The 12,495-nt window shown below is 63.0% G+C and carries 11 protein-coding genes and 1 tRNA gene; 11 read left to right on the plus strand and 1 reads right to left on the minus strand.

The annotated features are described in order from the left end of the window. Positions 1–199: 199 nt before the first annotated feature. Positions 200–964: a Nif3-like dinuclear metal center hexameric protein gene (locus CAP37_RS02400; RefSeq protein WP_086122698.1), complete on the plus strand. Its 765-nt coding sequence runs from the start codon at positions 200–202 to the stop codon at positions 962–964. 8 nt (positions 965–972) lie between these two features. After that, the gene (gene pdxA / locus CAP37_RS02405; RefSeq protein WP_086122699.1) at positions 973–2,007 is read left to right on the plus strand and encodes a 4-hydroxythreonine-4-phosphate dehydrogenase PdxA; all 1,035 of its coding nucleotides are present in this window, start codon (positions 973–975) and stop codon (positions 2,005–2,007) included. 9 nt (positions 2,008–2,016) lie between these two features. On the opposite strand, the gene mscL is transcribed toward pdxA, so the two are convergent. Continuing rightward, positions 2,017–2,445, minus strand: coding sequence for a large conductance mechanosensitive channel protein MscL (gene mscL, locus CAP37_RS02410; RefSeq protein ID WP_086122700.1), 429 nt, complete (start codon positions 2,443–2,445; stop codon positions 2,017–2,019). Between the two features lie 208 nt (positions 2,446–2,653). On the opposite strand from mscL, the gene petA reads away from it, so the two are divergent. The 9 genes from petA (at position 2,654) to argJ (ending at position 12,492) form a co-directional block, all read left to right on the plus strand. Next, positions 2,654–3,262 carry a ubiquinol-cytochrome c reductase iron-sulfur subunit gene (petA, locus tag CAP37_RS02415; protein WP_086122701.1) on the plus strand — a complete coding sequence of 203 codons (609 nt, stop codon included), beginning with the start codon at positions 2,654–2,656 and terminating at the stop codon, positions 3,260–3,262. Positions 3,263–3,303: 41 nt separating this feature from the next. After that, positions 3,304–4,704, plus strand: coding sequence for a cytochrome bc complex cytochrome b subunit (locus CAP37_RS02420; RefSeq protein WP_086122702.1), 1,401 nt, complete (start codon positions 3,304–3,306; stop codon positions 4,702–4,704). A gap of 32 nt (positions 4,705–4,736) precedes the next feature. After that, complete coding sequence (locus tag CAP37_RS02425) at positions 4,737–5,492, plus strand: cytochrome c1 (RefSeq protein ID WP_086122703.1); 756 nt, start codon at positions 4,737–4,739, stop codon at positions 5,490–5,492. 113 nt (positions 5,493–5,605) lie between these two features. Beyond that, positions 5,606–6,217, plus strand: coding sequence for a glutathione S-transferase N-terminal domain-containing protein (locus CAP37_RS02430; RefSeq protein ID WP_086122704.1), 612 nt, complete (start codon positions 5,606–5,608; stop codon positions 6,215–6,217). Between the two features lie 24 nt (positions 6,218–6,241). Then, the gene (locus CAP37_RS02435; RefSeq protein ID WP_086122705.1) at positions 6,242–6,793 is read left to right on the plus strand and encodes a ClpXP protease specificity-enhancing factor; all 552 of its coding nucleotides are present in this window, start codon (positions 6,242–6,244) and stop codon (positions 6,791–6,793) included. Between the two features lie 15 nt (positions 6,794–6,808). Then, positions 6,809–6,884: transfer RNA gene (locus tag CAP37_RS02440), tRNA-Thr, on the plus strand. Between the two features lie 406 nt (positions 6,885–7,290). Further along, a complete protein-coding gene (locus CAP37_RS02450; protein ID WP_179190113.1) occupies positions 7,291–8,241 on the plus strand; it encodes a M23 family metallopeptidase in 951 nt (316 codons plus the stop codon). 171 nt (positions 8,242–8,412) lie between these two features. Next, entirely contained in the window at positions 8,413–11,172 is a 2,760-nt protein-coding gene (gene secA, locus CAP37_RS02455; RefSeq protein ID WP_086122706.1) for a preprotein translocase subunit SecA, read from the plus strand. Between the two features lie 72 nt (positions 11,173–11,244). Continuing rightward, complete coding sequence (gene argJ / locus CAP37_RS02460; RefSeq protein ID WP_086122707.1) at positions 11,245–12,492, plus strand: bifunctional glutamate N-acetyltransferase/amino-acid acetyltransferase ArgJ; 1,248 nt, start codon at positions 11,245–11,247, stop codon at positions 12,490–12,492. Positions 12,493–12,495 lie beyond the last annotated feature (3 nt).

Raw genomic sequence — 12,495 nt, forward strand, 5'->3', positions numbered from 1 at the left:
GGGGCGCGGGCGGGTTGACGCGAAGCGGTCCGGTTGCCGGCCGGCCTGGATCCGTTTCGCGAATCGTATTGTCCCGCAAATGGGTGCGCCAACCATGCAATCAAGTGGCGCAAGCGCTGACTTTGCGCCGGCAGGCCTGCTGCGAGACGGGTGTCAGAATGGGGGCCGCCTGACCGCATTGCAACTTTTCACTTTGCCCATGCCAACTGTCTCTCGCACCGACCTGACCCACGCGCTGGACCAGCTGCTTCAGCCGGCGTCGTTCAAGGACTACGGCCCGAACGGCCTGCAGGTGGAGGGGCGCGAGGCGGTGGGTACGCTGGTGAGCGGCGTCACGGCCAGCCGGGCGCTGATTGAAGCGGCCATCGAGCAAGGTGCCGATGCCATCCTGGTGCACCACGGGCTGTTCTGGCGCGGTCAGGATGGCCGGGTCACCGGGTGGATGAAGCAACGCCTCTCGCTTCTTCTGGCCCACGAGGTCAACTTGTTTGCTTACCACCTGCCCCTGGATGCGCACCCGGAACTGGGCAACAACGCCCAGCTGGCGCTTCGTCTGGGCGTAGATATTTTTCCAGATGCGCGCGGCCGCTTTGGCGACCAGTCGCTGGGTTTTCTAGGCGAGCGCGAGGCTTCTTCTGCCTCGCAGCTGGCCGATCACGTTGCAAAACAGCTGGGCAGGGCGGTGACGCTGGTGGCCGAGCCCGACCGCCCGATTCGCCGGGTGGCCTTGTGCACGGGTGGAGCACAGGGCTACTTCGAATCGGCGATTGCCGCTGGCGCAGACGTGTTCATCACCGGGGAGATTTCCGAGCCCCAGGCGCACTACGCGCGCGAAAGCGGCGTGGCGTACATCGCGTGCGGTCACCACGCTTCCGAGCGCTATGGCGCCCCGGCCGTCGGGGCTCATGTGGCAGCGCAGCTGGGGCTTTCGCACGTGTTCATCGACATCGACAACCCGGCCTGAGGCGCACCATGTCTCCATCCGCGATCCGGCCCGTGATCTTGAGCATGGGCGACCCTGCTGGCATTGGCCCGGAGATCGTGGCCAAGGCATTTCGTGAGCGACCAGACCTTTTGCGCCAGGTGCTGGTGGCCGGTGACGTGCCGACATTGCAGCGCGCCTTGCGCATCACCGCGCCCGATGCGGGCGCCGGCGGGCTGATGCTGGCGCAGATCGAGACGCTGGCCGACCTGCCCGTCGTGCCACCGGGTTGTATGGCGGTGGTGCAGGCTTGCACGCTGGATGGGCCGGTGAGTTTGGGCCAGGTGGACGCACGGGCTGGTCGAGCCGCCGCAGACTGCATTCGATTTGCCGCACTTTCTGCCTTGCGGCAAGAGGCCCGCGCGGTGGTCACAGCCCCCATCCACAAAGAAGCTTTGGCGCAGGCGGGCGTCCTGCACCCCGGCCACACTGAGCTCTTGCAGGCGCTGGCGGCTGAGCACGCCGGCCTGCCCGTCAGTGCCATGCCGGTTCGCATGATGTTGAGCAGCACGGACCTGCGCACTGTGCTGGTGAGCATTCACATTTCGTTGCGGCTGGCGATCGACGCGGTCACCACAGCGCAGGTGTTGCAAACCATCGAAATCACCCATGCCTACTTCCAGCGCCTGGGCACAGCAAACGCGCGCATTGCCGTGGCCGGGCTGAACCCGCACGCGGGGGAGGGCGGGCTGTTTGGTCGCGAGGAGATCGAGGTCATCGCGCCCGCCGTGTCGATGGCTCGCAGCGCAGGCATCGGCGCCAGCGGACCCCACGCACCCGACACGGTGTTCATGCGTGCCCTTCAGGGCGAATTTGATGTGGTGGTCGCCATGTACCACGACCAGGGCCTGATACCGGTCAAGCTGCTGGGGCTCGACTACGGCGTAAACACCACGCTGGGGTTGCCGTTCGTGCGCACCAGCCCGGACCATGGCACTGCCTTTGATCTGGCTGGCACAGGCCGCGCCAGCGCAGCCAGCTTGCTCGCTGCGCTGGACGCCGCGATGGATGCGACAGCACCCTGAAGGTGGGGCTTACCTCTTGAGGCTGTCGCGGATTTCACGCAGCAGCAGCACGTCTTCCGAAGGAGCCGCCGGTGCGGGTGGCGCGGCCGGGGCCTCGCGCTTGAGCCGGTTGATCTGCTTGACCATCAGGAAAATGATGAAGGCCATGATGGCGAAGTTCAGCGCCACCGTGATGAAACTGCCATAGGCCAGGGTGGGCACGCCAGCGGTCTTCAGGGCAGCCAGCGTCGGCGCAGTGCCCTCAGGCACTTTGCCCAAGGCGATGTAGAGATTGGTGAAATCGAGGTTACCGAAAATCGCTCCCACGACGGGCATGATGATGTCTTCCACCATCGAGGTGACGATCTTGCCAAACGCCCCGCCGATGATGACGCCCACGGCCAGATCGATGACATTGCCCTTGACCGCAAATTCCTTGAATTCCTGCATCATGCCCATGGTGTCCTCCAAGCGTCGGTTGATTGAACGATTCGCGCTGCATTTTCACACAGGCCGTGCAGAAGGCGCCGGGCTGCAAAGGCACTGCTGCCGGCTCGCCGAAATACTCCAGTCGGGTACCCCGGCAAGCCCGAATTGGCTTCTGGCGCTCCAGTACAATGCCGGGTTGTCCCTAGTGTCCCCGACCGTACCTCATTGAAAGATCCCCATGAGTGAAGCATCCGCTGGCGCGACCGTCGATCGCAGCCGCCGAACCTGGCTGATCACCTCCTGCGCCATGGGTGGCGTTGGCGCAGCCGCCGTCGCCGTGCCCTTTGTGAGCACCTTCCAGCCTTCCGAGCGCGCCAGGGCTGCCGGCGCCGCCGTCGAAGTGGACATCGCTGGCATCCAGCCCGGCGAAAAAATTGTGGTGGAATGGCGCGGCAAGCCGGTGTGGATTCTGCGTCGCACACCCGAGCAGCTGGCTGCTCTTGAAACCATCGAAGGCCAACTGGCCGATCCGAACTCGGACCGTACCGCCTACCCCACGCCCGAGTACGCCAAGAACCGTCACCGTTCGATCAAGCCTGAATACCTGGTTACCGTCGGCATCTGTACCCATCTGGGTTGCTCGCCCGGTGACAGGCTCACCGCCGGCCCGCAGCCCTCGCTGCCGGACGACTGGAAGGGCGGCTTCCTGTGCGCTTGCCACGGTTCCACCTTCGATGTGGCTGGCCGTGTCTTCAAGAACAAGCCCGCCCCGGACAACCTGGAAGTACCTCCGCACTACTACCTGTCCGACACCACGCTGTTGGTGGGTGAAGACAAGCAGGCCTGAGCCCCTCGGCACTGGCAGACAACGGACCAAGAAGGCATCCCATGGCTGAATTCAAAGAAATATCCCCCGACGCACCGATCGGTCAGAAAGCCCTGAACTGGATCGACAACCGGTTCCCGCTTTCCAAGCTCTACAACGAGCATCTGGCCGAGTACTACGCGCCAAAGAACTTCAACTTCTGGTACTTCTTCGGCTCACTGGCTTTGCTGGTGCTGGTGATCCAGATCGTGACCGGCATCTTCCTGGTGATGCATTACAAGCCAGACGCAGCGCTGGCTTTCGCCTCGGTTGAATACATCATGCGCGATGTGCCCTGGGGCTGGCTGATCCGCTACATGCACTCCACCGGCGCCTCGGCGTTCTTCGTCGTGGTCTACATGCACATGTTCCGTGGCCTGATTTACGGCAGCTACCGCAAGCCGCGCGAGCTCGTCTGGGTGTTTGGCTGCGCCATCTTCCTCTGCCTCATGGCCGAGGCGTTCATGGGTTACCTGCTGCCCTGGGGTCAGATGTCCTACTGGGGCGCCCAGGTGATCGTGAACCTGTTCGCTGCCATTCCATTCATCGGCCCCGACCTCGCCCTGTTGATCCGCGGCGACTACGTGGTGGGCGACGCCACCCTCAACCGCTTCTTTAGCTTCCACGTCATCGCCGTGCCGCTGGTGCTGCTGGGCCTGGTGGTGGCGCACATCATTGCGCTGCACGAAGTGGGCTCCAACAACCCCGACGGCGTCGAAATCAAGGCCAAGAAGGACGCTTCCGGCAAGCCGCTGGACGGCATTCCTTTCCATCCGTACTACACCGTGCACGACCTGCTCGGCGTCACGGTGTTCCTGATGGCCTTCTCCGCCATCATCTTCTTCGCACCTGAGTTCGGCGGCTACTTCCTCGAATACAACAACTTCATACCCGCCGATCCGCTGGTCACGCCGCTGCACATCGCACCGGTCTGGTACTTCACGCCGTTCTATTCCATGCTGCGTGCCATCACCACTGAAATGATGCTCGCCCTTGTGGTGATCGTCGTTCTGGCGGCGGCTTTGGGTGCCATGAAAGCCAAGGTGTCAGGCGCCATCAAGCTGGGTATCGTGGTCGGTGCGGTGCTTCTGGTAGCACTCATGATGTCCATCGATGCCAAGTTCTGGGGCGTGGTGGCCATGGGTGGCGCCGTCATCATCCTGTTCTTCCTGCCCTGGCTCGACCACAGCCCGGTCAAGTCGATCCGCTACCGCCCGAGCTGGAACAAGTGGCTCTACACGGTGTTCGTGATCAACTTCCTGATTCTGGGCTACCTCGGGGTGTTGCCGCCTTCGCCGGTGGGCGAGCGCGTCTCCCAGGTCGGTACGCTGTTCTACTTCGGTTTCTTCCTCCTGATGCCCTGGTGGAGCCGCATCGGCGAATTCAAGCCGGTGCCGGACCGCGTCACCTTCCAGCCTCACTGAACCCCACAGAGCCAATCCGGAGAGTCAAGCAAATGAAAAAAATCCTCGTGGGCTTCATGCTGGCCCTGGGCATGTCGGGTGCAGCCCTGGCCGCCGGCGGCGGCATTCCCCTGGACAAGGCGCCAGCGCGCACCAACGACATGGCGGCCTTGCAGAATGGCGCCAAGCTGTTCGTCAACTACTGCCTGAGCTGCCATTCGGCAGCCTTCATGCGCTACAACCGGCTGCGCGACATCGGCCTGACCGAGAAGCAGATCAGTGAAAACCTGGTATTCGCCACCGACAAGATCGGCGACACGATGAAAGCGTCGATCGATCCGAAGCAGGCCAAGCAGTTCTTCGGCGTCAATCCGCCCGATCTCACCCTCATCGCACGCTCACGCTCCAGTGGTGCTGGTACCGGTGCGGACTACGTCTACACCTTGCTGCGCACCTACTACCGCGATGACACCAAGCCCACGGGTTGGAACAATCTCGCCTTCCCCAACATCGGCATGCCGCATCCGCTTTGGGAGCTGCAGGGCGAGCGCCGGCCGGTGTACGAGAAGGTGATGAGCCATGGCCACGAGGTGGACAAGGTCAAGGGTTGGGATGTGGTGAAGCCCGGCACGATGAGCCAGGCAGCGTACGACAACAACGTGGGAGATCTTGTGGCCTACCTGCAGTGGATGGCCGAACCCAATCAGAACAACCGTGTTCGCATTGGTGTCTGGGTGTTGCTGTTCCTGGCCACTTTCACCGTCATCGCCTGGCGCCTGAACGCTTCGTTCTGGAAAGACGTCAAGTAAGTAACCGATCCGGCTGGTTCGGCCACCGCGCCGAGTCGCCCGTCCCACAGTGGTTTGCAGTGCCCTCAAGGCATGGAAGCAAGCCACTGTTTTTGCTTTAAGGAGACTCCCTCATGATGGTCTTGTATTCGGGTACCACCTGCCCCTATTCCCACCGCTGCCGTTTCGTGCTGTTCGAAAAAGGCATGGATTTCGAGATCCGGGATGTGGACCTCTACAACAAGCCCGAGGACATCAGCGTGATGAACCCGTACGGCCAGGTGCCCATCCTCGTGGAGCGCGACCTGATTCTGTATGAGTCAAACATCATCAACGAATACATCGACGAGCGTTTCCCGCACCCCCAGCTGATGCCTGGGGACCCAGTGGATCGCGCCCGCGTGCGTCTGTTCCTGCTCAACTTCGAGAAAGAGCTGTTCACCCACGTCTCCATGCTGGAGTCGCGCAGCAGCAAAGGCAACGAGAAAGCCCTCGAAAAGGCCCGTTCGCACATTCGCGACCGGCTCACCCAGCTCGCTCCGGTGTTCCTGAAGAACAAGTTCATGCTGGGCGACAACTTCTCCATGCTCGACGTGGCGATCGCTCCCTTGCTCTGGCGCCTGGACTTCTATGGCATCGAGCTGAGCAAGAACGCGGCGCCGCTGCTCAAGTACGCCGAGCGCATCTTCTCGCGCCCGGCCTACATCGAAGCGCTCACACCGTCCGAGAAGGTCATGCGCAAGTAACCGGCTCCCGCCCGCGTTTTCTACATGAGCTCCTTCGAACCGGAAGTCCCTTCCACCAGGCCTTACCTCATTCGTGCTCTGCACGAATGGTGCGCCGACAACGGGTTCTCGCCCTACATCGCGGTGCAGGTCGATGCCTCGGTGCGGGTGCCGATGGAATTCGTCAAGAACGGGGAAATTGTGCTCAACGTGAGCATGGACGCCACCAGTGCGCTCAAGCTGGGCAATGAATTCATCGAGTTCAAAGCCAGGTTTGGAGGAGTGGCGCGCGAGATCATCGTGCCGGTCACGCATGTGATTGCGATCTACGCACGTGAAAACGGGCAAGGCATGGCCTTTCCAGCGCCCGCGCCTTCCACGCAGCTGGTTGTTGCTTCGCCGGGCGAGCCGTCGCGCGCCATTGACCCCGCTGAGGACAAGCCGCAGGAGCCGATCGCCGATGCGTCCCGCGGCGTTCCACTGAGGTCCGTTCCGAGTGAAACGGCTCCTGCCGGTCAGCAGGGAGAGGCGCCGCCTCCGCCCCCGAAAGGGCCTGACCGGCCGGGCGGCAGGCCGCAGCTGAAACGGGTCAAGTAAAATCTGCGACCCTGCGCCGCTTTAGCTCAGTTGGTAGAGCAATCGCCTTGTAAGCGATAGGTCGTCTGTTCGAGTCAGACAAGCGGCACCACGACATGGCGCTGCGCCGCCTGGGCGCCACGGTGACACGCTCATCGCCCCAGTGTTTGGACTTTGATTCGGATTGCGTTAACCTGCGCACCCCTCTGGGTCAAAGTCAGTTGCAGCGCGGGCAGCAATTGCCTCAGTTTGGTGGAGGCGGATGCGCTGGGTACCAGCAGGCACCACTCTTGATCCTGCAATGGCCCGGCGAGTACATGAGGGCGCAAGTTTGGGGGGATCAGGTGTTGTACCTGGTCCAGACACCATCGGGATTCGCGGATGCGCTCCTGCAGTAGAGCAAGTGAAGGCGCCGCCCCCACGGCCTGCTCAAGACTGAGCATGGTGGAGCTTCGTGGGGCGGTGGACATTCGGTGGTGGAGGCCCGGTGAGGTTCGGGTTCCAGGAAAGGTGAAGACTTGCACATCATTATCACGGATGCCTGGCTGGCGAAAAGCCGGGCCATGCACCTGAGTGGCTTCAAGCTCGTCGTGGCGGGTGCGCTTGCTTCGGCGCTTCTGATGCTTGGTGCCATCGCCACCTACCACTGGGTCTTCCTTGAAGGTGTGCGTCAGGGCTGGCCAGGGTTTGCTCCCGTGGCGCGCCTCGTCCATCAGGACCAGTTCAATTCTCAAGACGCGTACATGCGCGCCAATCTTGACGCCATGGCCCGCAAGCTGGGTGAAATGCAAGCCCGCATGGTTCAGATCGACTCGTTGGGAGAACGCGTTGCGGGCCTGGCAGGCCTGAGCCCGAGCGAACTCAAGCCCAAGCCCGGTGCCGGTGGTGCGCTGGTGGGCGCCCGTGAACTGAGCATGGACGAGCTGATGGGCGCACTCGACCGCATCGACCAGACCAGCGGTTCGCGGGTCGATTGGCTCACGGTGGTGGAATCGCGGCTGTTCGACCAGAAGATCCAGAGCACCATGGTGCCTACCGAGCAACCGGTGGCTGGCGTGTCGGTGGGATCGCGATTCGGCTTCCGCATCGATCCCATCACCGGACGCTCCGCTTTACACACGGGCCTGGATTTTCCGGCCGACCCGGGCACGCCCATTCTGGCCGCCGCGGGTGGTGTGGTGGTGGTGCAGGAATACCACCTCGCCTATGGGAACATGGTGGAGGTTGACCATGGCAACGACCTCATTACGCGGTACGCCCATGCGTCCAAGGTGTTCGTGAAGAAGGGCGACATCGTCAAAAGAGGGCAGAAAATTGCCGAAATCGGCTCGACAGGCCGTTCCACCGGACCCCACCTGCATTTCGAGGTGTGGGTCGCCGGGGTACCCCAGGATCCCCAGCGCTTCCTCGCGGCGGGTGAAAGCGTGGCGGCGGCTCAGTCGCCCGGGCCTGGGCCGCGCAAGCCCTGAATCGGCTGGGTGTGCCGGGTAAAATGCGCACTTTGCTCTTGATAGCGCCGCGTTCGACGGCATATCCCGGTTAGTTTCCCGCCTCTCAGGTTCCCTTGGGCTCGCAAGAGCCCTCCTCAATTCATCTGTCTGCCCGGAATCCACGAGGGTGTCCGGCGCAGGCCCGCACGTATGGCCACAACCTTTCTCACCAAGATCTTCGGTAGCCGCAATGACCGCCTGCTCAAGACCTACCGCAAGACGGTCGAACGCATCAACGGGCTGGAGCCAAAGTTCGAGAAACTGAACGACGACGAACTGCGCGCCCAGACGGACGCCTTCAAGCAGCGGCTGGGACAAGGCGAGACGCTCGAGGCGATCCTGCCGGAAGCGTTTGCGGTCGTGCGCGAGGCGAGCAAGCGGGTGATGAAGATGCGCCATTTCGATGTGCAGCTCGTTGGCGGTCTTGCCTTGCACCATGGCAAGGTGGCCGAAATGCGCACCGGTGAAGGCAAGACGCTGACCGCCACCTTGCCGGTGTACCTGAATGCGCTGACGGGCAAGGGCGTCCATGTCGTCACGGTCAATGACTACCTGGCCAGCCGCGACGCGCAATGGATGGGGCGCCTCTACAGCTTCCTCGGCCTCACCGTGGGTATCAACCTGCCCCAGGCGCCACGCGAGGAAAAGCAGGCCTCGTACCGGTGCGACATCACCTATGGCACCAACAACGAGTACGGGTTTGACTACCTGCGCGACAACATGGTGTACGAAACGGGTGATCGCGTGCAGCGCGGCCTCAACTACGCCATCGTTGACGAGGTGGACTCGATCCTGATTGACGAAGCACGCACGCCGCTCATCATCAGCGGCCAGGCCGAAGACCAGACGCAGGTTTACCTGGCAATCAAGCAACTGGTGCCGCACCTGATTCGCCAGGAGGGCGAGGCCGATCCGCGCACCGGCGAAGGCGTTATCAAGCCGGGCGACTTCACGGTCGATGAGAAGGGGCATTCGATCCACATGACCGAGCAGGGGCATGAGAACGCCGAACGCCTGCTCAGCCAGGCAGGGCTGCTGCCCGAGGGCGCTTCACTCTACGACCCTGCCAACATTGCCCTGCTGCACCATTTGGTGACCTCGCTCAAGGCGCACCATCTTTACCACCGCGATCAGCACTACGTGAATCAGGGCGGTGAAATCGTCATCGTCGACGAGTTCACAGGCCGTCTAATGTCGGGCCGCCGCTGGAGCGACGGTCTGCATCAGGCGGTGGAAGCCAAGGAAGGCGTGGCCATCCAGCCCGAGAACCAGACACTGGCCTCCATCACCTTCCAGAATTATTTCCGCCTCTACGGCAAGCTCGCTGGCATGACCGGTACGGCCGACACCGAAGCCTACGAGTTCCAGGAGATTTACGGCCTGGAGACGGTGGTGATTCCACCGAACCGGCCGAGCAAGCGAAGCGACCAGCTCGATCGCGTCTATAAGACGACCAAGGAAAAATACGTCGCGGCCATCGAGGACATTCGCGAATGCCACGAGCGCGGCCAGCCGGTGCTGGTGGGCACGTCGTCGATCGAGAACTCCGAGATCATCGCCAACCTCCTGGAGGCCGAGAAGCTCCCGCACGAGGTGCTCAACGCCAAACAGCACGCCCGCGAGGCCGACATCATCATCCAGGCCGGCCGGCCTGGCGCCATCACCATCGCCACCAACATGGCAGGTCGCGGCACCGACATCGTGCTCGGTGGCAACCTGGAGAAGATGGTCGATGCCGTCCAGAACGACCCGGCGCTCGACGACGCTACGAAGGTGAGCCGCATCGAGGGCCTGCGCCAGCACTGGCAAGCAGACCATGAAAAGGTCAAGGCCCTCGGCGGTCTGCGCATCATCGCGACCGAGCGGCATGAGTCGCGCCGCATCGACAACCAGCTGCGCGGCCGTTCTGGCCGCCAGGGTGATCCGGGTTCATCGCGCTTTTACCTGAGCCTGGACGATTCGCTGATGCGCATCTTCGCGGGCGATCGGGTGCGCGCCATCATGGACCGGCTGAAGATGCCCGAGGGCGAAGCCATCGAAGCCGGCATCGTCACCCGGAGCATCGAGAGCGCCCAGCGCAAGGTCGAGGCACGCAACTTCGACATCCGCAAGCAATTGCTGGAATACGACGATGTTTCCAATGACCAGCGCAAGGTCATCTACCAGCAGCGAAACGACATCCTGGACGCCAGCTCGCTGCGTGCCCAGATCGATTCGCTGCGCGATGGCTGCTTCACCGACCTGGTGCACGCACACGTGCCCGAAGGCAGCGTGGAAGAACAATGGGACCTGCCGGCGCTGGAGCGGGTGTTGAAGGAAGAATGGGCGGTGGACGCACCCGTGACTTCGTGGGTGTCCGACGCGGAAGCGATCGATGCTGAAGAGATCGTCGAGCGCGTGCTGGCTGCGGCCAAGGCAGCGTTTGACGAGAAGGTGCAGCTCGTGGGTGAGGAAAACTTCACCCAGTTCGAGCGCGTGGTGCTGCTGCAGAACATCGACAGCCAGTGGCGCGAACACCTCTCTGCGCTGGACTACCTGCGACAGGGCATCCACCTGCGGGGCTATGCGCAAAAGCAACCCAAGCAGGAGTACAAGCGCGAAGCCTTTGTGCTGTTCGGTCAGTTGCTCGACAGCGTGAAGAACGACGTCACCCGCATCCTCATGAACGTGCGCGTTCAATCTGCCGAGCAAATGGCGGAGGCAGCGGAGAAGCTCGAGGAGCGCGCAGAGCAGATCGGCAATGTGACCTACACGGCGCCCACCGAAACCGGTGAAGTGGAGAGCATTTCGCAGGCGCCCGCTGCCAGCGCCGCGCGACCAGAAGGCGCAGTACCCCGAGTCGGGCGCAACGATCCTTGCCCATGTGGTAGTGGCAAGAAATTCAAACTGTGCCACGGCAAGCTGGACTGACGCGCGGTTCGGCTGCGCTGGTCGCGCGACCGTAGTTGAACGCGAATACCCAGATTCATTGACGGAGTTTTCATGCCGGTTCTTCTCGAAATGCCCAAGGCATCCGATCTGCTCCCGATCGCAGGTGTTCGCATTGGTGTCACTCAGGCGGGCATCCGCAAAGTGGGCCGCAAAGACCTCACGGTGTTCCTGCTGGAAGAGGGTTGTGCGGTCGGTGCGGTGTTCACCCGCAACCGCTACGCGGCAGCCCCGGTACAGGTCTGCCGGGACCACCTTGCCTCCGGGCAGGCCATCCGCGCGATGGTGATCAACACCGGCAACGCCAACGCCGGCACCGGAGAACCGGGACTGGACGCCGCGCGCCAGACCTGCACGGCGCTGGCGCGTGCCCTCGGGCTGCACCACGAACAGGTGCTGCCGTTCTCCACCGGCGTGATCATGGAACCCTTGCCGCTGGACCGCCTGCTGGCCGGGCTGCCTCAGGCCCTCGCCGATGCCGCCTCGCCGCAGGACGAGACGGGTGAACACTGGCTTTCTGCCGCGCAGGGCATCATGACCACCGATACCCTGCCCAAAGCGTTCAGCCAGCGCTTCGAGGTGGATGGCCACGCCATCAGTGCCACGGGCATCGCCAAAGGTGCCGGCATGATCCGGCCCAACATGGCCACCATGCTGGGCTTCCTGGCCACCGACGCCAGCGTGTCCCCGGACTTGATGGACGGCCTGGCGCGCCGCCTGGCCGACGCGTCCTTCAACCGCGTCACGGTCGACGGCGACACCAGCACCAACGACTCCTTCGTGGTGGTGGCAACGGGGCGTGCCGGACACCCTCCCATCACCGACCTCGACAGTGCCTCCGGGCAGGCGTTGCTCACAGCGCTCACCAAGGTGGCGCGCCACCTGGCGCACGCCATCGTTCGCGATGGCGAAGGCGCCACCAAGTTCATCACCATTCGCGTCGACGGCGGACGCGATTCTTCCGAGTGCCTCAAAGCCGCCTATGCGGTGGCGCACTCACCGCTGGTAAAGACCGCTTTCTTTGCCAGCGACCCCAATCTCGGCCGTATTCTCGCGGCCGTGGGTTATGCAGGCATCGACGATCTGGAGGTCGACACCATCGATCTGCACCTGGGCGATGTGCATGTGGTCAGCGCGGGGGGGCGTCATCCTGAGTACCGCGAAGAAGACGGGCAGCGCGTGATGAAGCAGGCCGAAATCCTGGTCCGCATCGGCCTGGGTCGTGGCACGGCCTCCGAGACCGTGTGGACCTGCGACCTCAGCCACGACTACGTCACCATCAACGCCGACTACCGTTCCTGAAGC

The sequence above is a fragment of the Hydrogenophaga sp. IBVHS1 genome, assembly GCF_002127265.1.
Classification (GTDB): Bacteria; Pseudomonadota; Gammaproteobacteria; order Burkholderiales; family Burkholderiaceae_C; genus Hydrogenophaga.